Below are 23,120 nucleotides of genomic sequence, written 5' to 3' on the forward strand. Positions count from 1 at the left end.
TGTGTCCGCCGATCCGCAGGCCGCGGGGATATCGTCGCCGAGTGACGAGTCTTTCCGGAGGCAGTGACGACAGCGGCTCCGCCAGGGAGTCCGAGGCCCTTGTGTGCGCTCGGTGCGGCACCGCGGCCGAGGGCCCGCAGCCCACTTGGACCTGCTCCGTGGAGAACGGCGTCCGTCAGTACTTCTGCGACACCTGCTCCCGGGAGAACCTCAGGGCGATCGAGGGGCGGCTGGACTCGGCCTGGTGGTGAGGCTCCCGCGAAGCCTCACGCCTCCGCCGCCGGCTCCTCCAGGGCCTCTTCCAGGTCTTCCTCCGGCAGGAACCCCGGCAGCCACTCCTCCAGTTCCTCACGCAGGCGCACTGTCGAGCCCAGCTGGCACAGCACCCCGATCGTGCTCAGCGTCACCCTGTGGATGAGGAGATACGCCGGCGGCAGGTTGAGCTGCTTGGCCAGCTGGTAGGCGGGGGAGCGCGGGTCGCCGATCCGGGTCGCCTGGCTGCGCATCCAGCTGCGGGTGAAGGTGAACTCCTCGGCCTGGGCCGGTTCGATGATCGGCAGGAGGTAGTCGAGGACGGCGTCCGGGTCCAGCTCTATGGATTCCTTGACGAAGCCCTCGGCGCGGAGGAGTTCGTAGACGGCGTCCGCCTCGCCGTCGAGCGTCATCCGCAGGGAGATGCCGATCGGGGTCGGCAGGCCACCCGGGAGACGGTCGACCGTGCCGAAGTCCAGGACGCCCAGGCGCCAGTCGTCCTCGCCTTCCGGGCCACCGGGCAGGAGGCGGAAGTTGCCTGGGTGCGGGTCGGCGTGCAGCAGTCCGGTGCGGGCGGGGCCGGAGAACAGGAAGCGGGCCAGGAGCTGGCCGGCCCGGTCGCGCTGTTCCCGGGTGCCGTCGGCGATCACCTCGGACATCGGGATGCCGTCCATCCACTCCGTGATCAGCACCTGGTCGCACTGATGCACCACATCCGGCACCACGACGTCCGGATCGCCGGCGAACTCCTCGGCATGGGCCCGCTGGGCCTGTGCCTCCAGGCCGTAGTCCAGTTCCTCGGAGACGCGGTCCTTGAGCTCCGAGATCAGCGGCTTGATGTCCACACCGGGAATGAGGGGACCCAGCAGGCGAGCGAAACGGCTCAACTGGTTCAGGTCGGACAGCAGGGCCTCGCCCGCTCCGGGGTACTGCACCTTGACCGCCACCTCGCGGCCGTCGCGCCACACCCCGCGATGCACCTGGCCGATGGAGGCGGCCGCCGAGGGCTTGTCCTCGAACTCGAGGAACAACTCCTGCCAGTCCTGGCCGAGCCGCTTCTCCAGCACCGCGTGCACGGTGCGCGTCGGCATCGGAGGCGCCGCCTCCTGGAGCTTGGTCAGCGCCGCCCGGTAGGGGCCGGCGACCTCCTCGGGGAGCGCCGACTCGAAGACGGACAGGGCCTGGCCGAACTTCATGGCGCCGCCCTTGAGCTCGCCGAGCACCTTGAACAGTTGGTCGGCTGTGCGCTGTTGCAGCTCGCGGCCGACCAGTTCGGCGGACTCGCCGACGATCCGCTTGCCCAGTCCCCAGGTCGCCCGTCCGGCGAAACCGAGCGGCAGCGCGGCGAGCTTGGCGGTACGGGTGACCGCCTTGCGGGGAAGATCAGACATGCGCCCTCCAGGTCCCAGCAAGCCGCGCCGCGTGTGTCGTACGGCGTAACTCCTTCGACGGTTGTTGCTCCGCCATTGTCTCGTGCGACTCCTCGTACTTGGGTGTGTGTTCCCCCTTACCTTTCTCCGCTGCTCCGCACCGGCATGCGGGGTGCCCCCAGACCGGCCGCGCATGCCAGTGAAGGGTGGGCAGGGAGACCTCCCAGCGTGCGCCGACGCTCGAGGGGACCTTGCCGTCCAGGAAGGCGAGCGCGTGCGCGGCGGCAAGGCCCGCGACTGTCGTGGCCAGCGCCAGATCGCAGGAACGCTCCCGGCGCGGCCCGCCGGAGCGCCACTGCGCGATCAGACGGGGCCACACCTGGTCACGGTCGGTGCGCGCCTCGTGCAGACAGCCGGCGCAGCCCGTCTCGCCCGGCAGCACGAACGGACCGACCACCCCGGTCGCCTCCACCACGCCAACGTACAGATGGGGTGTGCCGGAGGTGATCAGGGGGTCGGCGGCGGACGGGAGCGGCGCGTGCACGTCGATGTCGTCGCGTGGGGCGAGGATCACGAGGGAGAAGCCCGGGTCGTCGCTCTCGGACGGCGTGCGGGGGCCGCGGCGTGGTGGGCGGTCCGGCGCCGACCGTCGCACGGCACGCCGCGCGGCCTCCTGCCTGCGGTCGCCGACGGACTCGGCGGGCAGCCCGCCCGGCGCCACGTCCCCCGGCTCGACCGAGCCCACATCGCGCACGTCGACCTCGCCCACCCCGGCCCCCGACAGCAGCGAGGCCAGGACCGCGCCCACCCGGCCTGCTCCTCTCACCTGGACGCGCAGGGAGCGGCGGGCGGCCAGGAGCCTGATCGCCTCGCCCGGTTCGGACGTGGTCAGGGAGAGCGAGGCCAGGTCGGGACGCAGCCGGTCGAGGACCTCCTTCTTGGTGCGCAGGGCCTCGGCGGCCGACCCGCCGCCCTTGGCGTCGTCGACCAGCCCGGCCCGCGCGAGCCGCTCCACCAGCGCGTCGACATGCCCGTCCGGCAGGTCCATGCGACGGCCCTCCTCCCGCAGGAGCGGCAGACCGCGAGTGCCGTTGAGCAGGTCGAGGAAACTGCCCGTCGCCGTGTCCATCGGACCCAGCGTCATCGCGTGCGCCGGGGTCATCCCGAACTGCACGGTGTTGAGATCACGCCAGCCGCGCCGGAGCGCGGGCTTCACAAGCGGAACCAACGAAACCGTCGGATGCGGATCCATCGACTGCATGACAGGCCCCCGTAGCCCTCGTAGAACATCCCCGAACGTCCCCGCCTGCCGGAGGAGGTCGTCCCGCAGCTCCGCCGACACGAGCCAGCATGCCCGGGCCCGGCGCGGGGCGCCCAAAGTTGTCCACAGGCAGGGGGTGTTAGTCGTACAAGTCAGTCGTATGAATCAAACGCATGTGGGGGATCGGAACGGAACCGACCCGGAGTCGGGACTTCCCCTGTGTGCAACGGGTAACGTCGGGGCGTGCCCGCCGACCCACTGCACCGCGCCGGAACGCCACAGCGCAGTACGACGAGCCTGCCGTCGAGCGGCTCGGGGGCGAGCGCGATCGAGGTGCGCAGGAGTTCCCGTCGACGTCGGACGGTCTCCGCGTACCGCGAGGGCGATCGCACCGTCGTGCTCATCCCTGCCCGGATGTCCGAGGCCGAGGAACAGCGCTGGGTGAGCGTCATGCTCGACAAACTGGCCGCCCAGGAGAGCAAACGGGTCCTCGGCGACGCCGAGCTGGCCGAGCGTGCCGAACGCCTGTCGGCCCAGTATTTCGACGGCCGGGCCCGGCCGAACTCGGTGCGCTGGGTCACCAACCAGAACACCCGCTGGGGCTCGTGCACCCCGTCCGAGGGCAGCATCCGGCTGTCCCACCGCCTGCAGGGCATGCCCGAGTACGTCGTCGACTACGTCCTCCTCCACGAGCTGGCGCATCTGCTCGTCCCCGGGCACGGCCCCCGCTTCTGGCGGCTGCTGGAGGCGTATCCGCGCACCGAGCGGGCCCGCGGCTATCTCGAAGGAGTGGTCGCCGCCGAGCGGTTGCCCCACCTTCCGGCCGCGCGCGGAGAGTGACGGCCGCCCTGACGGCAGGTCGTATCGGGAGCCGCGCGGGATTTTGTACCGGATCTGTACCGACTTCCTCGGGTGTCCGACTTTGCCGTTAGCCTGTCGCGACGCACTCGCATTCGGGATGGGGGACGGTCGTTACGCATGGCCAGGGAATTCCAACGCGGCCACAAGGCCAAGATCAGTGACCTCACCGCGGGCACGGATCTGTACGTAGGCGTACAGATCTCCGGCCCCGGGCTGACCTTCGACATCAGCTGCTTCGGGCTCGACGCCGACGAACAGCTCTCGGACGACCGGTACTTCGTCTTCTTCAACCAGCCGAAGTCCCCCGAGGAATCCATCCAGCTCCTGGGCGCGCAGGCGGGTGACACAGAGGCCTTCAGGATCACGCTCGACAAGATCCCGCCGCAGATCCAGAAGCTGTCGTTCACGGCGACGATCGACGGCGCCGGCCAGATGTCGCAGATCGCTCCCGGATACGTCCGTATCGTCGCCGGCGGCGAGGAGGTCGCCCGGTACTCCTTCGCCGGCGGCGAGTTCTCCACGGAACGTGCCGTCATGCTGGGCGACCTGTACCTGAAGGACGTCTGGCGGTTCGCCGCGGTCGGGCAGGGCTTCGACGGCGGCCTCGACGCGCTGCTGAAGAACTTCGGCGGCGAGGTCGCCGAGGAGGAGCCCGCGCCCGCACCGGCCGCCCCGGCGCAGACTCAGGCACCGGCGTTCGCGCCGCCGCCGCAGGCCGCCGCGCCCGCGGCACCTCCCGCCCCCGCGCCGGCTCCCTCCTTCGGAGCCCCCGCCCCCGTGGCCCCGTCCGTCCACACGGCACCGACGCTCGCCGGGACCACCCCGCCCGGCGTCCCGCCGCAGGCGGCCCCCGCGCCCACGAGCCCGCAGATGTTCACACCCCCGGGAGCACCCGCCGGCCAGTTCACGCCCCCTGGGGCACCCGCCGGCCAGTTCGCGCCTCCGGGCGCCCCCGGCGCCTTCCCGGGCCAGGCCCAGCCCTTCGGCGGCGCCACGACGCTGGCGCCGGTGCCGCCCGAGGCGAACGTCCGTGTCGTCCTCACGAAGTACGCGGAAGCCCCCGTGGGGGACCGCTGGACGGAGCAGAACTCGCAGCTGGTGCGGGCCACGCTCACCAAGGGTGCCAACATCCTCGCCAAGCAGGGCAGCATGGTCGCCTACCAGGGCGACATCGACTTCGCCCACAAGGGCTCCGGGCTGCTCGGCAAGCTCACCGGAGCGCTCACCGGCCAGGGCATGTCCCTGATGCGCTGTTCCGGTGACGGCGAGGTCTTCCTCGCCGACGAGGCCAGTCGGGTGTTCGTCATCCGCCTCCAGGGGGAGCAGCTCTACACCAGCGCGCAGGGTGTGCTCGCCTTCGACGAGGCCCTGGACACCGAGGTGCGCCGCATCGAGGGCGCGGGTCTGCCGGGCGGCGGGCTGTTCAGCATGCTCTTCTCGGGGACCGGAGCGGTCGCCGTGAAGACACGCGGCGTGCCGGTCGTGATCCCCGTGGGTCCGGCCACCTACGTCGACGGGAACGCCGTCATCGCCTGGTCCGCCGGTGCGCAGGCCGTCACCACCACCGCGCTCAGGCTGCGCCGTTCCGGGTACTCCCGGCAGAGCTCGGAGGCCGTGAACCTCCAGTTCCGCGGCGCCCCCGGCAACTTCGTCGTCGTACAGCCCTTCGAGGTGTGAGGCCCATGGACACCCAGACTCTCAGCGCTCACCGCGCCGCTTCGACCGGCGTCCGGATGACTGTGCACAGCTCCAAGACGCTCAAGGTCACCATGGCCAGCGGACACGATCTGCTGGCCAAGGCCGGCTCGATGATCGCGTACGAGGGCTATGTGCAGTTCGACGGGGCGCCGGCCAGCCTGCGCCGCTCGGCGGAGGAGATGGTCAGCGGCGAGGGCGGCAGGCTCATGCTCTGCCGCGGTGACGGCGACCTCTATCTCGCCGACTACGGCGGCGACGTCATCGTCCTCCACCTGAACGGCGAGGCGCTCTCGGTCAACGGAGCCACGCTGCTGGCCTGCGACGCCTCGCTGGAGCTGACCATCGAGCCGGTCAAGGGTCTCGCCAAGCTGTCCGGCTCGGGCCTGACCAACCTCGTCGTACGGGGCACGGGCTGGGTCGCGCTGGTCAGCCGGGGCATTCCGATGGCCCTGGACTGCGCCGAACGCGAGACGTACGTCGACCCGGACGCGCTGATCGCCTGGACGACCGGCCTGGACATGAAGGCGCGTCGCACGGTCAAGGCGAGCGCCCTCATCGGCCGGGGCAGTGGTGAGGCCTTCCAGATCGGCTTCAAGGGCCAGGGCTTCGTGGTCGTCCAGCCGAGCGAGGACACCGGCGACCGATTCAAGATCCGGGGCTGAAGGGAGCACCACGCACATCATGCACAGCACACTCTTCGCACACGTCCCGGTGGAGTCCACCGGCCGCTACACCCTGCAGAACCCGCAGCTCCTGAAGACCGACGTCACCCAGGGCAGCAGCCCCGTGCTCGCCCGCCAGGGCGCCATGGTCGCCTTCGAGGGGCAGGTGGAGTTCGACAGCCAGTACCGCAACCGCAGCTGGCGCAACGTCGAGCGGATGACCGGCGAGCGCCTGGAGCTCATGCGCTGCAAGGGCAACGGCATCGTGTATCTCGCCAATCTCGCCCAGCACCTGCACATCATGGAGGTCGGCCGCGGCCTGACCGTCGACAGTTCCTACGTCCTCGCCTTCGACGGCTCCCTCGGGGTCGGCATCGTCGCGGTCGACAGTGCTGTGGAGATCGCCTCGGCGGGTGCCTACAACCTGGAGCTGACCGGGTCCGGGCAGGTCGTGCTCATGACCTCGGGCGAGCCGCTGGTGATGGAGGTGACCCCGGAGAAGAACGTCTGCTGCGACGCGGACGCCGTGGTCGCCTGGTCCACGTCCCTGCGGACCCAGCTCCAGGCCCCCACCTCCACGTCCGCCGTGTGGCGCCGCAAGGGCTCCACCGGCGAGGGCTGGGAGATGCAGTTCTCCGGCACGGGGCATGTCCTGGTGCAGCCCAGCGAGCTGCTGCCGCCGCAGCACCTTCGCTCGTCGGGGATGCTCGGCCAGTTCGGCATGCGAGGGAACTCCCTCGGGGCAAGCAACGCCTGAGCCTCCGGCATCGCTGGAAGGCGAACGTAAGGGGCGACCACCACTGGTGGTCGCCCCTTACACACGTTCACAGCCCCACACGTTCACAGCCCCACACGTTCACAGCCCCACACGTTCACAGCCCCACACGTTCAGAGCCTCGCGCGGGTCGCTTCCAGCAGCCGTACGACCGACTCGTCCGCCACGGACGCCACCTCGTCGTATCCGAACCAGCGCACGTCGAGCGACTCGTCGCTGACAGCGTGCGCCGCGTCGGGCGGGGCCACGGCCGCGTACTGGACGTCGAAGTGCCAGTGGCACGGCGCCGGGATCGCATGCCGGTCGAGGGTCACCGGGCCGCCCGGAAGCAGCGTCAGCCCCTCGACGCCGGACTCCTCCGTCGCCTCACGCAGGGCCGCCGCCTCCAGGGAGGCGTCCTGCGGCTCGCAGTGGCCGCCCATCTGGAGCCACATGCGCAGCTTCTTGTGGAGCGTGAGCAGCACCCGGCCGCGCTCCGGGTCGATCACCAGGGCGCTCGCCGTGAGGTGACCGGCCCGGCACGCCTTCCACATGCCGTCCGGATGTGCGGCGAGGTGGTCCAGGTAAGCCTGGCGCAGCTCCTCCTGGCCCTCGTAGCTCTTCAGTACGAGGACCGCGTCGTCGGACAGGCTCACTCGGTGTCGTCGCCCTTGTCGGTGTCCTTGGCGTCGTCGGAGCCGTTGCCCTTCTTCTTGAGGTCGGGCTTGTCCGCCGCCTCGCCGAGCATCTTGTCCAGCTCGGAGAAGTCCAGCTGCTCGCGGTGCACGAAGCCGTCCGGGTCGTCCAGGTCGGAGGCCGTCGGCAGCATGTCCGGGTGCGCCCACAGGGCGTCCCGGCCGTCGACACCGCGCGCGTCGGTGAGCGAGGCCCACAGACGGGAGGCGTCGCGCAGACGGCGCGGGCGCAGCTCCAGGCCGATCAGCGTGGCGAACGTCTGCTCGGCGGGGCCGCCCGAGGCACGGCGGCGGCGCAGCGTCTCGCGCAGCGCGTCCGCGGACGACAGCCGCGGCTTGGCGGCCGCGTGCACCACCGCGTCCACCCAGCCCTCGACGAGCGCCAGGGCCGTCTCCAGACGGGCCAGGGCGGCCTTCTGCTCGGGCGTGTCCTCCGGCTGGAACATGCCCTGCTGAAGGGCGTCCTGCAGCTGCTCGGGGTTCTGCGGGTCGAACTGGCCGACCACGTCCTCCAGCTTGGCGGTGTCGACCTTGATCCCGCGCGCGTAGCCGTCGACCGCGCCGAACAGGTGCGAGCGCAGCCACGGCACGTGTGCGAACAGGCGCTGGTGGGCGGCCTCGCGCAGGGCGAGGTACAGCCGCACCTCCTCCTTCGACACGCCGAGGTCCTTGCCCAACGCCTCCATGTTCACCGGCAGCAGCGCGGCCTTGCCGACCGGGCCCAGCGGCAGGCCGATGTCGGTGGAACCGACGACCTCGCCCGCGAGCACGCCGACGGCCTGCCCGATCTGCGTGCCGAACATGGCGCCGCCCATCGAGCGCATCATGCCGATCAGCGGGCCGGCCATGGCCTGCATCTCCTCCGGCAGGACGTCGCCCATGGCCGCGCCGACGCGCTCGGCGACCGGGTCCACGAGCTCCTTCCACGCGGGCAGGGTCGCCTCGACCCACTCCGCGCGGCTCCACGCCACCGCGGAGCCCGCGCCGGACGGCAGGGACGTCGCGTCGTCGAGCCACAGGTCGGCCAGCCGGACGGCCTCCTCGACCGCGGTGCGATCGGCGGGGCCGACGCTCGCGTCCTTGGTGCCGTCGGCCGTGCCCTGGGAGACCGTCTGGCGGGCGATCTGCTTGGCCATGTCCCAGTTCACCGGGCCGCCCTCGTACGAGAGCATCTGGCCCAGCTGCTGGAAGGCGGCGCCCAGGTCGTTGGGGTTCAGCGAACCGAACATGGCAGCGAGCGGATTGTCCGCACCGGGGCCGCCAAAGCCCCCGGCGCCGGGCAGCCCGCCGAAACCGAACGGGTTGGCCGGGCCCTGACCACCGCCGCTCTGCGGGTCCTTCTTCTTGCCCTCGTCGCCGTCGTCCGGCTCCTCCGGCGGAAGGCCGAATCCGAATGGGGTGTCACTCACGGGATTCCTCGGCTGGTAAGGCCGCCGGTTGTCTCCGACGGCTGACTGCCCGATAACACCACCCAGCGTAGACACCCGAGGCGCTTCGGGCCTCGGTGCTTCGCCGACTCTCGGCCTGCGGCAGGATGGATGCCACCTGGTACGTACGCGTCACTCGCGTGCGTACTGAAGACAACCGCTGGAGACGCCCGGTGAGTTCCCCAGATCCGCAGGTTCGCGCAGCGCGAAACCACTCAACCACGCCCGGTGCGCGCGGGCCCGTCGTCGCGGTCACCGGTGCCGCGTCCGGTGTCGGCGCGCTGCTCGTCGAGCGGCTCGCCGCCTCGGACGAGATCAAGCAGGTCATCGCCATCGACGAGCGCCGCGGCGAGTGCGCGGCGGCGCAGTGGCACATCCTGGATGTACGGGATCCGGCCATCGCGGAGAAGCTGCGCGGGGCCGACGCGGTCGTGCATCTGGCGCTCGACCTGGATCTGGAGACCGACGCGGCCGCCCGTACGGCTTACAACGTACGGGGGACACAGACCGTGCTGACGGCTGCCGCGGCGGCCGGCGTCCACCGGGTCGTGCTGTGCACGTCCGCCATGGTCTACGGGGCCCTGCCGGACAACGAGCTGCCGCTCTCCGAGGACGCGGAGCTGCGGGCCACGGCGGAGGCGACCGGGGTCGGGGACCTGCTGGAGATCGAGCGACTCGCCCGGCGCGCGCCGCGGGCGCATCCGGGGCTCAACGTCACCGTGGTCCGGCCGGCGGTGCTGGTCGGGGAGACGGACACCGCGCTGACCAGGTACTTCGAGTCGCCTCGGCTGCTGGTGGTGGCCGGGTCGCGCCCCGCCTGGCAGTTCTGCCACGTCGAGGACCTGTGCAGTGCTCTGGAGTACGCCGTCCTGGAGAAGGTCGACGGGGAACTCGCCGTCGGGTGCGACGGGTGGCTGGAGCAGGAAGAGGTCGAGGAACTCAGCGGGATCAGGCGGATGGAACTGCCGTCCACCGTCGCGCTGGGCGCGGCGGCCCGGCTGCACCGGATCGGGCTGACGCCGTCCCCGGCGGGCGATCTGGCCTACACGATGTACCCCTGGGTGGTCAGCGGGAGCCGGCTGCACGACGCGGGGTGGCGGCCGCAGTGGACCAACGAGGAGGTGCTCGCGGAGCTGCTGGACGAGGTCTCCGGGAGACATACCGTGGCGGGCCGGCGACTCGGGCGCAAGGACGCGACCGCGGCCGGGGCCGCGGGGGCGACGGTGGCTCTGCTGGGTGCGGCGGCGGTCGTACGGCGGGCCCGGAAGGCTCGGCGCCGGATCTGACGGAAGGGCATGCCGCACAACGCCTTCAGTCGGTCGCGGCGCGCCCCCTGTAGGAGGCTCCGAGCAGGCACGCGTGCGTACCGGTCGATGACGCTGTTCCTCGTCCTCGTAGGCGTGCGGCAGGATGGAGGCATGGCACCCACACACGACCACCCCGGTGAGCAGGCCGCGCAGGATCCCGTCAAGCTCCTCGCCATCCGGGAGACGGCGCTCTCCCTGGACGAGGTCTTCCGGGCCGTCGGGGACGAGGCCGCGGGCGGGACCGCGTTGTTCGTCGGGACCGTGCGCAACCATGACGGGGGTGCCGATGTCGATGAGCTCGGGTACTCGTGCCATCCCAGCGCCGAGGCCGAGATGCGGCGGATCGCCGAGAAGGTCGTCGCCGAGTACCCGGTGCGGGCCCTCGCGGCCGTGCATCGCGTGGGTGACCTGAAGGTCGGGGACCTCGCCGTCGTGGTGGCCGTCTCCTGTCCGCACCGGGGCGAGGCCTTCGAGGCGTGCCGGAAGCTGATCGACGACCTCAAGCACGAAGTGCCCATCTGGAAGCATCAGAAGTTCTCCGACGGCACCGAGGAGTGGGTCGGCGCTTGCTGAGCCCGCCTCACCCTGCGTGACCCCCCTTCCGGTTGCGTAACCGCACCCCTGGCGTGAGCGTTGTCGGTGCGGACGGTTAGTCTGCTGACCAGTCAGTTTGCGGTCGCTCATCGGGGTTGGGAGGACGGCATGGCGGCGCTCGCCTGGTTGTTGATTCCGCTTGTGGCTGCGATCGGCGCCGGCCTCTGGGGCAGTTGGGCCAATCGGACCCGCAAGGTCCGTAGCGACGGCCCCGAGCTCGACGGGTACGCCCGCTTCCGCGCCGCCATGGAGAAGCCCCGCTCCGGCACATGACCCGGACGCGGCCCTGACGGTGCGCTGACAGAGGCGTCCCGTACTGTCGTGCCATGCCACGCCGCACCGCGACGATGCTCGCCTCCACCCTGATGCTGATCGCGCTCCTGTGCGCGGGAGTCTTCATCAATGTGCCGTATTCGGAGATGTCACCGGGTCCGACGGTGAACACGCTCGGGGACCACGACGGCGAGCCGGTGCTGCAGATCTCGGGGCGGAAGACGTACGGGACGACTGGGAACCTGAACATGACCACCGTCCGGGTCACCAGCGCCGACTACAAGATGAACCTCGTCGAGGCCGTCTACGGGTGGCTCGCGCACGACAACAAGGTCGTGCCGCACGACACCCTCTATCCGGACGGCAAGACCGAGGAGCAGTCGACCCAGGAGAACGCCGAGGAGTTCAGCCAGTCCCAGGAGAGCGCCAAGGTCGCGGCCCTCAAGGAGCTGGACGTCCCGGTGCGGTCCTGGGTGATCGTCTCGACGGTCGTCAAGGACTCCCCGGCCGAGGGCCGGCTGCACGCCGGGGATGTGATCAAGGCCGTCGACGGTACGGCGGTGAAGGAGCCCGCCGACGTCGCCGAACTGGTGACCAAGCACAAGCCCGGCGAGGACGTCGTCTTCACGATCGTGCCCGCCAAGGAACAGGCCGCCGCCGAGAAGGAGAACAAGACGGCGACCCGGACCGAGGGCGTCACCATTACGACGAAGGCCTCCGACGACGGCGGCGAGAAGCGCGCCATCGTCGGGATCTCGGCGGGGACGGACCACACGTTCCCGTTCACCATCGACATCAAGCTCGCCGACGTCGGCGGGCCGAGTGCCGGGCTGATGTTCGCGCTCGGCATCTACGACAAGCTCACCCCGGGCAGCCTCACCGGCGGCAAGTTCGTCGCCGGCACCGGGACGATCGACGACGACGGCAAGGTCGGCCCGATCGGCGGCATCGAGATGAAGACCGTCGGCGCGCGCACCAAGGGCGCCCAGTACTTCCTCACGCCAGCCGACAACTGCGCGGCCGCCGCGAGCGACGCCCCCGACGGGCTCACCCTCGTGAAGGTGAAGACCATCGACGACGCCCTCGGCGCCCTCAAGGACATCCGCTCGGGCGACACCGCCGACCTGACGAAGTGCACGACGCAGTAGCCCGCGGGACTACTCCTCGAACGTCGCCGCCAGCGCCTCCGCAAGGCCCGGCACCAGAGCACCGCCCGTGAGGACCTCCGTCGGGGAGTCCTTCTCGCGCAGCCGCAGGGCCGAGTCGCGGGCGCCGTCGCGCAGGACCGCGACCGTCATGCGGACCTCCTGACGGTCCGGGTGCTCGGCCACCCACTGGGCGAGCTTCTTCTCGGTCAGCCCTTCCGGGACGGACGCCTCCGCGGACGGCGGCAGCATCAGGCGCTCCACCGTGAGCGCGCAGCCGACCACGGCGTCGGGCCAGGCGATCGTGCCGAGGAACTCGTCGAGTGGCTTGCCCGCGGGGATCTCCTCCTGCTCGATCGGGGTGAGGCCGGTGGTCTGCTGCTCCGCGTCGAGGCCGAGCTGGGCCGCGAGGGCGGGTTCCTGAGTGCGCAGCCGGGCGGTGTCTACGAGGGCGAAGAGGCGGGCGGGCTGGTCCCAGCCGAGGCCGGAGGCGTACTCGTCGATCTCGAGAACGGCCCGGGTCAGCGGGCTCGCCGCCATGGGGGTGTTGGACATGGTCACAATCCTCTCTCGTTCAGGGCCGGAATCGGGAACCGAGTAAAGCGTGAGTAAGTTGCATAGGTGGGGGCCTACGATCACGAGGCCCACGGACGGCCCGTGACGACGCGGGTCTGACATACCAACAGCGAACTTCGAGGTGCGCACCTTGGCTTTCCAGATGCCGGACCGCGGCGGAGGCCCGACGGGGCCACGGATCAGAGTGGGCCGCCCGTCCCGGCGTGTCCGGACCCTGCTCATGACACTGGGCGTCCTTGCCGTCCTCGGCATGGCGTTCACCATGTTCGCCGGGTTCTGGACGGACTGGCTCTGGTACCGGTCGGTGAACTACTCGTCGGTGTTCACGACCACCCTGTGGACCAAGATCGGGCTGTTCTTCGTCTTCGGTCTGCTGATGGCCCTGGCGGTCGGCCTCAACATCTGGCTGGCCCACCGGCTGCGTCCGCCGCTGAGCGCCATGTCGATGGAGCAGCAGAGCCTGGACCGCTACCGGATGGGCATCGCGCCGTACAAGAAGTGGCTGCTCCTGGGAATCACCGCCCTGGTGGGCCTCATCGCCGGCGCCTCGGCGTCGAGCCAGTGGCGGACCTGGCTGATGTGGGTCAACGGCGTGCCCTTCAACCAGAAGGACCCGCAGTTCCACCTCGACGTCTCCTTCTACGCCTTCGACCTGCCCTGGTACCGGTTCCTGCTCGGCTTCGGCTTCGCCGCCGCGATCCTCTCCGTGATCGCCGCCGCGCTCACCCACTACCTGTACGGCGGGCTCAGGGTCACCTCTCCGGGCGCGCGTGCCACGTCCGCCGCGACCGGGCATCTGTCGGTGCTGCTGGGCATCTTCGTCGCCCTCAAGGCGGTCGCGTACTGGCTCGACCGGTACGGACTGGCCGTGAAGTCCAGCGACTTCAAGGCCACCGACGCCTGGACCGGCCTCAGGTACGTCGACGCGAATGCCTATCTGCCGGCCAAGACGATCCTGTTCTGCATCGCCGTCATCTGCGCCGTGCTGTTCTTCGCCACCCTGTGGCGGCGCACCTGGCAGCTGCCCGTCATCGGCTTCGGTCTGATGGTGCTCTCGGCGATCCTCATCGGCGGTCTGTACCCGGCGATCGTCCAGAAGTTCCAGGTCCAGCCCAACGAGCAGGCCAAGGAAGCGCCGTACGTCGCGAAGAACCTCAAGGCGACGCGTGACGCGTACGGCATCGACGACACCAAGGTCACCGACTACGCGGGCAAGTCCACCACCACGGACAAGACCAAGCTGCGCGACGACGTCGACGGCACGGCCAGCATCCGCGTCATGGACCCGAACATCGTCTCGCCGACGTTCCAGCAGCTCCAGCAGATGCGTAACTACTACGCGTTCCCGACCAACCTGGACGTCGACCGCTACAGCAAGGACGGCAAGGACCAGGACACCGTCATCGGTCTGCGTGAGCTGAACCTCAACGGCATTCCGAAGAACAACTGGATCAACGACCACTTCCGCTACACCCACGGATACGGCGTGGTCGCCGCCAAGGGCACCACGGCCGACGCCGAGGGCCGCCCGGTCTTCACCGAGTCCGACCTGCCGTCCCAGGGTGACCTCGGGACATACCAGCAGCGGATCTACTACGGCGAGAAGACCACCACGTACTCGATCGTCGGTGGTCCCCAGAAGGAGATCGACTACTCCGACGACAGCGGAGAGAAGACCTTCAGCTACACGGCCGACAGCGGGGTCAACCTCTCCAACCCGGTCAACCGGGCCGCGTACGCGTTGGCGTTCAGCGAACCGCAGATCATGTACTCCGGGGCGATCGGCGAGGGATCGCGGATCCTCTACAACCGCACGCCCAAGCAGCGTGTCGAGGCGGTGGCCCCCTGGCTGACCATCGACGGCGACGCCTACCCGGCGGTCGTGGACGGCAAGATCCAGTGGATCGTCGATGCGTACACGACGACGAACGGCTACCCGTACTCCTCGCGTACGACGCTCGGTGACACGACGGCCGACTCGCTGACCGCGACGAACAACTCGCGTGCGGTGGTGGCCCAGCAGAACCAGGTCAACTACATCCGCAACTCGGTGAAGGCGACCGTCGACGCGTACACCGGCCAGGTCAAGCTCTATCAGTGGGACACCCAGGACCCCGTCCTGAAGACCTGGATGAAGGCGTTCCCGGGCACGGTGAAGGCCAAGGGCGACATCTCCGCATCGCTGATGGCCCATCTCCGGTACCCGCAGGACCTGTTCAAGGTCCAGCGCGAACTGCTCAGCCGCTACCACGTCGAGGACGCGGACACGTTCCTCAGCGGCAGCGAGGTGTGGCAGGTGCCGGACGACCCGTCGAACAAGTCGGGTGACGCGGTGCCGCCGTACTACCTGAGCATGAAGATGCCCGACCAGTCGGCACAGGCGTTCTCGCTGACGACCACCTTCACGCCCAACGGGCGGGACAACCTCAGTGCGTTCATGGCGGTCGACGCGGAGGCGGGCACGCCCGACTACGGCAAGATCAGAATCCTGAAACTGCCGACCAGCACGACCGTCAACGGGCCCAAACAGGTGCAGAGCCAGTTCAACTCCGAACAGGACATCGCCGAGTCCATCAGACTTCTGCAGGGCGGCGACTCCGAGGTGGAGTACGGCAACCTGCTGACGGTGCCACTCGACGGAGGACTGCTCTACGTGGAGCCGGTCTACGTACGCGGTGGTGGACTCAAGTACCCGCTGCTGCGGAAGGTGTTGGTGAGCTACGGAGGCAACACCGCCTTCGAGGACACCCTCGACCAAGCCCTCAACAAGGTCTTCGGAGCGGACGTTTCGACTCCCGAGCCACCGGACGAGGGCGAGGACCCGGGCACGACCCCACCACCGACGTCCAGTAACCCCACGGTCCAAAAGGCCCTGGACGACGCCCAGAAGGCCTTCGACGCCGGCCAGGAAGCCCTGAAGAAGGGTGACTGGGAGGCGTACGGCCGGGCCCAGGCGGACCTGGAGGCCGCGCTGCGGCGGGCCGAGGACGCGCAGGCCGCCGCCGACAAGCCCGGCGGTGGCGGCACCAGCAGTCCCAGTCCCAGCGGCAGTCCGAGCCCGAGTGGCAGTCCGAGCCCGACCGGCAGTCCGGACAGCGGCTGATCAACAGTCCCGACAGCGGCTGTTCGGTAGCCCTGACAGTCGTTGATCGGTAGTCCAAAGCAGCTGGTCAAAGCCCACCCCGCGCCGTGATACGGTTGCAGAACAACGGCGCGGGGTGGAGCAGCTCGGTAGCTCGCTGGGCTCATAACCCAGAGGTCGCAGGTTCAAATCCTGTCCCCGCTACTCAAGGTCGACGACGTGAGTCACAGACCAACGAAGGCCCGGATCCTGAATAGGATCCGGGCCTTCGTGATGTGCGAACGCATGTGCCGACATCAGGGACGGCCGTGCCGCCGAGGGGAGTTGGGGACTTCTGTGTTTGACTTGTCTCTCTGTGGGCATGTCGACAAAACGCTGAAGTGACCTCACTGGCTGCGGTATACCAGGTGTACCCAGGTTGCAGGTGGTGCGACGATGGACGTTATGGGGGACAAGGCAACTCTGTTCGAGACAGGGCGTTTTGTGCAACCTTCCCAGCCGGACGAGGCCGGGGAGGCGGTCGAGGGTGTCGCCGAGGACGCGGCCGAAGAGGTCCGCCGGCGGATCGCCGCCGAGACCGGCGACGTCGAGGCGATGAGCGTCCTCGGGGCCATGCTGCTGCGCCGCGGTGATCTCGACGGAGCCGAGCCCCATCTGCGTGCCGCCACCGCGGCCGGTGACCGGGCCGCCGCCAACAACCTGGGAGTCCTCCTCCATCAGCGCGGGTACGCCGACGACGCCGCCGGATGGTGGCGGATCGCCGCCGTCGCCGGGTCCGCCGCGGCCGCGCACGCGCTGGGCCGGCACCACCGGGAGCGGGGCGACGAGCCGGCCGCGGAGTACTGGCTGCGGCAGTCCGCCGAACAGGGGCACGCGCTGGGCGCGTACGCCCTCGCCGATCTGCTGGAGCATCGCGGGGACGCCGGGGCGGAGCTGTGGATGCGGTCCGCGGCCGAGCGGGGGCATCGGGAGGCGGCGTACCGGCTGGCCCGTGCGCTTGATCGCAAGACGGTGGGTGAGGTGGACGCCGGGGGTGACAGCGTTGTCGCTGGTGCTGGTGCTGGTGCTGGTGCTGGTGCGACGGACGAGGCCGAGCAGTGGTACCGGCAGGCCGCCGCGCGCGGGCACCGGCGGGCCGCGCTGCACCTCGGGGCGATCCTGGAGAAGCGCGGCGAGCTCAAGGAGGCCGGGCGCTGGTACCTGACCTCCGCCAAGGACGGGGAGGCGCGGGCCGCCTGCGCGCTCGGGTTCCTGCTGCGGGACGCCGGGGACCCCGAGAGCGCCGCCGTGTGGTGGTTGCGGGCCGCGCAGGACGGCGACGGCAACGCGGCCAACGCGCTGGGCGCGCTGCACGCCGAGCGCGGGGAGCCGCAGACCGCCGAGCGGTGGTACCGGGCGGCGATGGACGCCGGTGACGACAACGGGGCGTACAACCTCGGGCTGCTCTGTGCCGAGCAGGGGCGGACCGCGCAGGCCGAGCAGTGGTACCGGCGGGCGGCGTACGCCGGACACCGCGAGGCGGCGAACGCGCTGGCGATCCTGTTGCTGCAGGGCGGGGACGCGCGGGGGGCGGAGCCGTGGTTCTCCAAGGCCGCGGAGGCCGGGAGCGTCGACGCCGCGTTCAACCTGGGGATTCTGTTCGCCGGGCGGGGCGAGGATGCCGTCGCGCTGCGGTGGTATGAGCGGGCTGCGGGCGCCGGGCATACGGAAGCGGCGCTTCAGGTCGGGATCGCGCGGCTGCGGGACGGGGACGAGCGGGAGGCGGAGCGGTACCTGCGGTGTGCGGCGGGGGGTGGCAGTGCGGAGGCCGCGTACCGGCTGGCGACTGTCCTGGATGCCCGGCGGCCGCCGGTGCCTTCGCATGAGCTCGGGGAGACGGTGCACGAGAAGAGCGAGTGCGAGGAGTGGTACGAGCGGGCGGCGTCGCTCGGGCATCGGCGGGCGCAGGTGCGGGTCGGGATGCTGGCCGCTGCGCGGGGCGATGTCGTGGAGGCCGCGCGGTGGTATCGGGAGGCTGCCGAAGCCGGGTCTCGTAACGGTGCGTTCAATCTTGGGCTGTTGCTGGCTCGGGAGGGGAGTGAGCCGGAGGCGGCGGTGTGGTGGACTCGGGCGGCTGATGCGGGGCATGGGCGGGCGGCGTTGCGGCTTGCCCTCGTCTACGCGCGTCGGGGGGAGCTGGCTGAGGGGCAGCGGTGGGCTGATCGGGCGGTGGTGCTTGGGCCGGGGGAGGTTGCGGAGCGGGCGGCTCGGTTGCGGGATGCGTTGCGGCAGGAGCTGTCGGCGTGAGGCTTTCGCTGGGCTGAGGCCGGGGGCCGCCGGCTCGGGGTTGGGGGTTGCTGCCGGGGTGTTCCTCGCCCCCGCCGCCCCTACCCGTCCCATCCCAGGGGCTCCGCCCCTTCGACCCCGCCAGGGGCTCCGCCCTGGACCCAGGCGGGGAGTGCGTCCCCTGCATCCCAGGCGAGGCTTCGCCTGCGGGGCTGCGCCCCTGGGACCCGCTGGGCTGCGTCGCCTGCACGCCTGGCCGGGTTCGCCCCCCGGGCGGGGACTGCGTCCCCTGCACCCCGTGCGGGGCTGTGCCCCTTGACCCTGGCGGGGCTCCGACTCCTGCACGTCTGGCGGGGCTCTGCCCCCTGCGCCCACGCAGGGCTTCGTCCGTGGGCGCAGCTGGGGATCGGTCTCCTGCACCCCTGGCGGGGGCTCCGTCCCCAGCACTCCATGCCGGGCTGCGCCCCTGGACGCCGCGGGGACTGCGTCCCCTGCACGCCTGGTGGGGCGCCTTCCCTGGAGCCTGGCGGGGACTGCGTCCCTTGCACCCCATGCGGGGCCGTGCCCCTGGACGCCGCGGGGACTGCGTCCCCTGCACGCCTGGTGGGGTGCCCCCTGGATCCGGGCGGGGCTGAGTCCCCTGGATCCGGGCGAGGGCTCCGTCCCCTGGATCCGGGCAGGCTCCGCTTCCGCACCCCACGTGAGGCTTTGCACCCCGCCGGGCCTGCGCTCCGGACCCCCTTCGGGCCGAAGGGTCTCGTCCTCGAAGGCCGGGCGGGCTGAAGGGTGCGGATCGGAGTCGAGGGGTGAGGGGTGGCGCTGACCTGGGCTGATGAGGGGGTGGTAATCGATTTGCCTCTGCTGGTCTCCTTGACGTAGTGTTCCATTCATCGACGCGGGGTGGAGCAGCTCGGTAGCTCGCTGGGCTCATAACCCAGAGGTCGCAGGTTCAAATCCTGTCCCCGCTACTGAAGGCCGAGGGCCGGAATCCAGAAATGGGTTCCGGCCCTCGGTGTTTGTCGGTGATGGGCGTGTTTGTCAGGAGCGGTGGCCTGTCGCCTCCTCGTACAAGGCTCTGTTCACCGTCTTCGACTCCGGTAGCGGGTCGCCCTCGCTCACGCCCTGGGCGCGGTAGGCGGACTGGAGGCGGTCCGTGGTGCCGGTGCGGATCTCCCAGTCCATGCGGAGGGACGGGGTGGACCTGAGGATCGCCTCGTCGGACTTCAGGAGCTTGGCCAGGTAGGAGACGAAGGCCGCATCCTGTTTGTAGTCGGATATGAAGTACGTGTTGATCGTGCGGATGTAGGCCCGGAGCAGGGCAACTCCCGCGTCCACGTCGTCGTTCAGCAGGCTCGGGCCGTACAGCATGCCGCCCAGGGGCTCGCCCAGAGGCTGGCCGCCGAGGAAGGTGTATCCGGGCTCGCCGTCGACCCTGCGCCAGACGGGGTCGAGGAGCCAGGCCGAGTCGACGCCTCCGTTCTGGAGGGCGGTGAGGACGTCGGCGGAGCCCAGTTGGGCGTACTGGATCTTGTCGAGGCCGCCGCCGTGCTTCTCCAGCGCCTGCTCCATGGGGTAGGCGATCACGGAGCCCTTGCCGATCATCGTGCCCATCCTGCGCCCGGCCATGGCCACCCGGTCCGCGCTCTCGCCCTTCTTCAGCCGCACCCACAGGCCGCTCTTCGACTCCGGGTCGGGTGAGAAGTTGCCCACGACCCACCTGATGTCGAAACCGCCGCGGATGCCGTTCATGACGGCCGCCTCCGGGGCCGCCCACTGCGCGTCGATGTCCCCCTTGGCGAGGAGGGGGAGCGCGTCCGGCGTGGGCAGTACCTTCAGGGTGACGTCCAGGCCCTCCTTCTTGAACTCGCCCTTGTCGAGGGCCACTTGGAGTGGTGCCACGTACTCGGCGCTCAGTGTTCCCGTCGCGATCGTCAGTTTCCGGGTCTTGGGGAGGGGCTGCGGCGGAGGGGCCCCGGCCTGGCAGCGGGCCGGCAGGCGGGTGGGGGAGAGGTCGGCGGGGTCGGTCCAGGATGTGTCGCCGCAGCCCTCCACCGGGCGGATCGTGCGGTTGTTCGCGCCTGCCTTCGGCTCCGAGTCCGACTCGTACGGCGACGAACAGGCCGCCGACACCAGCAGGACACCCACGGCGAGCACGGCACCGTAAGCACGTCGTCCCCTCATGACTGCCCCCGTCCGCGGTCCCGGGGCGCCCACGGAGTGAGCAACCGCCCCACGATCCGTACCAGTTCGGAGAACAGGACGCCCAGGACGGCCACACAGACGATGCCCACGAACATCACGTCGTTCTGGAACAGCGCGCGAGAGTCGAAGATCAGGTGGCCCAGGCCGTTCGTGGCGGCGATCTGTTCCGAGGCGACGATCACCAGGACCGCCACGCCCGCCGCTATCCGCGCGCCCACCAGGACGGACGGCAACGAGGCCGGCAGCAGGACATGGCGGAACATCTGCCACCAGGAGGCGCCGAAGACCCGGCCCGCGTCGCGGTGGCCGGTCGGGACGGCGATCACCGCCGACATGGTCGAGATCCATACGAAGAAGAAGACCGTGGCCGCCACCAGGGCCACCTGCGGGCCCTCACCCAGGCCGAACATGTTCAGGAAGATCGGGAGCAGGGCCAGTTTCGGTACGACGTACAGGGCGTCGAGCGACGGCTCCAGCGCCGCTCTCACCAGGGAGAGGGAGCCCATCAGGAGGCCCAGCGCGTAGCCCGCCGCCGTGCCGATCGCGTAGCCGGCCAGGACGCGCTTCAGGGTGGCCCATACGTCCGGCCACAGGTCACCGGCCGCCGCCCGGTCCCAGCCGTCGGCGAGGATCGTGGACGGGGCCGGGTAGACGCGGTCGTCGATCCAGGCCTGGGCGGCGGCCAGTTGCCACAGCAGGATCAGTACCAACGGGACGGCCGCGGCGAGCGACAGTTCCAGCGCGCGCCTGCGGCGGTGGGTGCGTACGGGGTGGAGTTCCTGGGGACCGGGGCGGCGGACCACGACCGAGGTCCGGTCCGGAGTGAGCGTGGTCATGCCGGCACCGCCTCCTTCCTGAGGAGGTCCCACAGGTCGCTCTTGAGGGAGGTGAACTCGGGTGTGGAGCGGATGTCGCCGGTGCGCGGGCGCGGGAACGGCGGGTGGTGCTCGGCGATGATCCGGCCCGGGCGGGCGGACATCACCAGGACGCGGTCGCCGAGGACGATCGCCTCCTCCAGGCTGTGGGTGACGAAGAGGGTGGTGGTGCGGGTGGCTTGAGTGAGCTCCAGCAGCTCCTCCTGGAGGATCATGCGGAGTTGGGCGTCCAGGGCGGCGAACGGCTCATCCATGAGGAGGAGTTCGGGCTCGACCGCGAGCGCACGGGCTATCGCCACGCGCTGGCGCATGCCGCCGGAGAGGGCCGCCGGGTAGGCGTGCGCGAAGTCGGCGAGGCCCATGCGGGTCAGCCACTGGTCGGCGCGTGCGTTCGCCTCGCGGCGGGGGACGCGCTGGATGTCCAGTCCGAAGCGGACGTTCGCGCGGACCGTCTTCCAGTCGTAGATGCCGTAGTCCTGGAAGATCATGGCGGCCGGGCGGGGGCTGGACGTACGGATCTCCAGGCGGCCCGTGCTCGGGCGGAGCAGGCCCGCCGCGATGCGCAGGAACGTGGACTTGCCGCAGCCCGACGGGCCCACCAGGCAGACGAACTCGCCCGGGGTGACGGTGAGATCGACGGGGCCGAGGGCGTCGACGGCACGGGGTGCGCGGCCGAAGGTGCGGGTCAGATCGGTGGCGTGGAGTTTTGGGTGCGGATCTCCCACGGTTGCTCCTCGCGGAGTTCGGTACGGGGTGGGGGGTGTGCCGCACGACGATATGACGGACCGTCAGATACGGGAAGGGTGCGGGAAGGGTGTACGCGGCGGAAGGTGCCGTACGCGGCGGGAGGCGGAGCGGGGAGCGCGGCAGAAAGCCCCGGCATCCACTGGTGCCGGGGCTTTCTGAAGACAGGGAGAGTGCTACGCCGCCGCGCAGTTCGGGCACACGCCCCGGTACGTCACCTCGACGTCCGACACCGTGAAGCCGAAGCGCTCGGTGTCGGGGAGGTCGGCCAGCGGGTTGCCTCCGGGGTGGACGTCCCGGATGGTGCCGCACTGGGCGCAGACCAGGTGGTGGTGCGGCCGGTGTGCGTTCGGGTCGTAGCGCTTGGCGCGCTTGTCCGTGGCGACCTCGAGGACCTCGCCGAGGGAGACCAGCTCGCCCAGCGTGTTGTAGACGGTCGCCCGGGAAATCTCGGGCAGCTTGGCGACGGCCCGCGTGTGGACCTCGTCGGCCGTCAGGTGGACGTGTTCGCCGACGAGCACCTCGGCCACGACACGCCGCTGCGCGGTCATCCGCCATCCGCGTCCGCGCAGTCGTTCCAGAAGGTCGCTCATGCGCACCAGCCTAGCAGCAAGAGGGACCAGGTCGCGACCAGGTGTGACTTTAGATCTCTACTTAACTTAGACATTATCTATTGTGGGGCGAGTTCGAGGGCCCGCTTACGGCGGAGGCCGGGGCTCCGGTCGCCGACAATCAGAACAGCGAGACCGCGAGCGCATTCCGGAGCGCGTCGTCCACACCCGCGGCGCGGGGGCGTACGGCACCTTCACCGTGACCGCCGACGTCCCCCGCAGCGTCGGCGGGCCGGTCCGGACGGATCGTCCGCTGTGGTCCGCCACCGCCGTGACCGGCGGCACCGGCAACCACCAGGCCCCGGTGCACGTCGAGGACGACGATTTCGTGCAGGCGGGCAACCTCTACCGCCTGATGGCGGAGGACGAGAAGGAGCGCCTGATCGCCGACCTGGCGGGCTTCATCGCCAAGGTCTCGCGCGAGGACGTCGTCGAGCGAACCAGTACTGGATCGCTTGTCGTGAGC

The 23,120-nt window shown here is 70.4% G+C and carries 20 protein-coding genes, 2 tRNA genes and 2 pseudogenes; 15 read left to right on the forward strand and 9 right to left on the reverse strand.

Annotated elements, in window-relative coordinates; genetic code table 11:
- Nucleotides 1-41 precede the first annotated feature (41 nt).
- The gene (locus QFZ76_RS33480) at nt 42-251 is read left to right on the forward strand and encodes a hypothetical protein (protein WP_307677192.1); all 210 of its coding nucleotides are present in this window, start codon (nt 42-44) and stop codon (nt 249-251) included.
- Nucleotides 252-266: 15 nt separating this feature from the next.
- Here QFZ76_RS33480 and QFZ76_RS33485 read toward each other — a convergent pair whose 3' ends face one another.
- A complete protein-coding gene (locus QFZ76_RS33485) occupies nt 267-1,643 on the reverse strand; it encodes an AarF/ABC1/UbiB kinase family protein (RefSeq protein ID WP_307677193.1) in 1,377 nt (458 codons plus the stop codon).
- Nucleotides 1,636-2,850, reverse strand: a complete 1,215-nt coding sequence (locus QFZ76_RS33490) for a TOMM precursor leader peptide-binding protein (protein WP_307677194.1) — start codon at nt 2,848-2,850, stop codon at nt 1,636-1,638. Before QFZ76_RS33490 ends, QFZ76_RS33485 begins: the two co-directional genes overlap by 8 nt.
- Before the next feature lie 276 nt (nt 2,851-3,126).
- On the opposite strand from QFZ76_RS33490, the gene QFZ76_RS33495 reads away from it, so the two are divergent.
- The 4 genes from QFZ76_RS33495 (at nt 3,127) to QFZ76_RS33510 (ending at nt 6,861) form a co-directional block, all read left to right on the forward strand.
- The gene (locus QFZ76_RS33495; RefSeq protein ID WP_266434039.1) at nt 3,127-3,723 is read left to right on the forward strand and encodes a M48 family metallopeptidase; all 597 of its coding nucleotides are present in this window, start codon (nt 3,127-3,129) and stop codon (nt 3,721-3,723) included.
- A 138-nt stretch (nt 3,724-3,861) separates the two neighbouring features.
- The gene (locus tag QFZ76_RS33500) at nt 3,862-5,421 is read left to right on the forward strand and encodes a TerD family protein (protein ID WP_307677195.1); all 1,560 of its coding nucleotides are present in this window, start codon (nt 3,862-3,864) and stop codon (nt 5,419-5,421) included.
- A gap of 5 nt (nt 5,422-5,426) precedes the next feature.
- Entirely contained in the window at nt 5,427-6,104 is a 678-nt protein-coding gene (locus QFZ76_RS33505; protein WP_307677196.1) for an AIM24 family protein, read from the forward strand.
- Between the two features lie 19 nt (nt 6,105-6,123).
- Nucleotides 6,124-6,861, forward strand: a complete 738-nt coding sequence (locus QFZ76_RS33510; protein ID WP_307677197.1) for an AIM24 family protein — start codon at nt 6,124-6,126, stop codon at nt 6,859-6,861.
- Between the two features lie 131 nt (nt 6,862-6,992).
- Here QFZ76_RS33510 and QFZ76_RS33515 read toward each other — a convergent pair whose 3' ends face one another.
- Both QFZ76_RS33515 and QFZ76_RS33520 read right to left on the reverse strand, forming a co-directional pair.
- On the reverse strand, nt 6,993-7,514 hold the full coding sequence (locus tag QFZ76_RS33515; protein ID WP_307677198.1) for an NUDIX hydrolase: 522 nt from the start codon (nt 7,512-7,514) through the stop codon (nt 6,993-6,995).
- Nucleotides 7,511-8,962 carry a zinc-dependent metalloprotease gene (locus tag QFZ76_RS33520; protein ID WP_307677199.1) on the reverse strand — a complete coding sequence of 484 codons (1,452 nt, stop codon included), beginning with the start codon at nt 8,960-8,962 and terminating at the stop codon, nt 7,511-7,513. Before QFZ76_RS33520 ends, QFZ76_RS33515 begins: the two co-directional genes overlap by 4 nt.
- Nucleotides 8,963-9,153: 191 nt before the next feature.
- On the opposite strand from QFZ76_RS33520, the gene QFZ76_RS33525 reads away from it, so the two are divergent.
- The 4 genes from QFZ76_RS33525 to QFZ76_RS33540 all read left to right on the forward strand — a co-directional run bounded on the left by QFZ76_RS33525 (nt 9,154) and on the right by QFZ76_RS33540 (nt 12,302).
- Entirely contained in the window at nt 9,154-10,266 is a 1,113-nt protein-coding gene (locus QFZ76_RS33525; protein ID WP_307677200.1) for an SDR family oxidoreductase, read from the forward strand.
- A gap of 132 nt (nt 10,267-10,398) precedes the next feature.
- Nucleotides 10,399-10,860 carry a molybdenum cofactor biosynthesis protein MoaE gene (locus QFZ76_RS33530; protein WP_266434025.1) on the forward strand — a complete coding sequence of 154 codons (462 nt, stop codon included), beginning with the start codon at nt 10,399-10,401 and terminating at the stop codon, nt 10,858-10,860.
- Between the two features lie 129 nt (nt 10,861-10,989).
- Nucleotides 10,990-11,154, forward strand: coding sequence for a hypothetical protein (locus QFZ76_RS33535; RefSeq protein WP_307677201.1), 165 nt, complete (start codon nt 10,990-10,992; stop codon nt 11,152-11,154).
- A gap of 53 nt (nt 11,155-11,207) precedes the next feature.
- Nucleotides 11,208-12,302 carry a PDZ domain-containing protein gene (locus QFZ76_RS33540; protein ID WP_307677202.1) on the forward strand — a complete coding sequence of 365 codons (1,095 nt, stop codon included), beginning with the start codon at nt 11,208-11,210 and terminating at the stop codon, nt 12,300-12,302.
- A gap of 9 nt (nt 12,303-12,311) precedes the next feature.
- On the opposite strand, the gene QFZ76_RS33545 is transcribed toward QFZ76_RS33540, so the two are convergent.
- Nucleotides 12,312-12,854 carry a PPA1309 family protein gene (locus QFZ76_RS33545; protein WP_266434019.1) on the reverse strand — a complete coding sequence of 181 codons (543 nt, stop codon included), beginning with the start codon at nt 12,852-12,854 and terminating at the stop codon, nt 12,312-12,314.
- 163 nt (nt 12,855-13,017) lie between these two features.
- Here QFZ76_RS33545 and QFZ76_RS33550 point away from each other — a divergent pair, with 163 nt between their 5' ends.
- The 4 genes from QFZ76_RS33550 to QFZ76_RS33565 all read left to right on the forward strand — a co-directional run bounded on the left by QFZ76_RS33550 (nt 13,018) and on the right by QFZ76_RS33565 (nt 19,190).
- Nucleotides 13,018-15,978: a UPF0182 family protein gene (locus QFZ76_RS33550; RefSeq protein WP_307680208.1), complete on the forward strand. Its 2,961-nt coding sequence runs from the start codon at nt 13,018-13,020 to the stop codon at nt 15,976-15,978.
- Nucleotides 15,979-16,087: 109 nt separating this feature from the next.
- Nucleotides 16,088-16,161: transfer RNA gene (locus QFZ76_RS33555), tRNA-Met, on the forward strand.
- A gap of 231 nt (nt 16,162-16,392) precedes the next feature.
- Nucleotides 16,393-18,243, forward strand: coding sequence for a tetratricopeptide repeat protein (locus tag QFZ76_RS33560; RefSeq protein WP_307677203.1), 1,851 nt, complete (start codon nt 16,393-16,395; stop codon nt 18,241-18,243).
- A gap of 873 nt (nt 18,244-19,116) precedes the next feature.
- Nucleotides 19,117-19,190 (forward strand) — tRNA-Met (locus QFZ76_RS33565).
- 70 nt (nt 19,191-19,260) lie between these two features.
- Here the strand turns inward: QFZ76_RS33565 and QFZ76_RS33570 are convergent.
- The 4 genes from QFZ76_RS33570 to QFZ76_RS33585 all read right to left on the reverse strand — a co-directional run bounded on the left by QFZ76_RS33570 (nt 19,261) and on the right by QFZ76_RS33585 (nt 22,636).
- Nucleotides 19,261-20,403 (reverse strand): ABC transporter substrate-binding protein, encoded by a 1,143-nt coding sequence (locus QFZ76_RS33570; RefSeq protein ID WP_307677204.1) that lies wholly within the window; start codon nt 20,401-20,403, stop codon nt 19,261-19,263.
- The gene (locus QFZ76_RS33575; protein ID WP_307677205.1) at nt 20,400-21,260 is read right to left on the reverse strand and encodes an ABC transporter permease; all 861 of its coding nucleotides are present in this window, start codon (nt 21,258-21,260) and stop codon (nt 20,400-20,402) included. Before QFZ76_RS33575 ends, QFZ76_RS33570 begins: the two co-directional genes overlap by 4 nt.
- Entirely contained in the window at nt 21,257-22,024 is a 768-nt protein-coding gene (locus tag QFZ76_RS33580; protein ID WP_307677206.1) for an ABC transporter ATP-binding protein, read from the reverse strand. Before QFZ76_RS33580 ends, QFZ76_RS33575 begins: the two co-directional genes overlap by 4 nt.
- 195 nt (nt 22,025-22,219) lie before the next feature.
- Entirely contained in the window at nt 22,220-22,636 is a 417-nt protein-coding gene (locus QFZ76_RS33585; RefSeq protein WP_307677207.1) for a Fur family transcriptional regulator, read from the reverse strand.
- An 82-nt stretch (nt 22,637-22,718) separates the two neighbouring features.
- On the opposite strand from QFZ76_RS33585, the pseudogene QFZ76_RS51885 reads away from it, so the two are divergent.
- Both QFZ76_RS51885 and QFZ76_RS33590 read left to right on the forward strand, forming a co-directional pair.
- A pseudogene (locus QFZ76_RS51885) lies at nt 22,719-22,829 on the forward strand (hypothetical protein); the annotation flags it as partial.
- 39 nt (nt 22,830-22,868) lie between these two features.
- Nucleotides 22,869-23,093: pseudogene (locus tag QFZ76_RS33590) on the forward strand (catalase-related domain-containing protein); the annotation flags it as partial.
- Nucleotides 23,094-23,120: the final 27 nt, after the last annotated feature.

Source organism: Streptomyces sp. V4I2 (assembly GCF_030817655.1).
Classification (GTDB): Bacteria; Actinomycetota; Actinomycetes; order Streptomycetales; family Streptomycetaceae; genus Streptomyces; species Streptomyces plumbiresistens.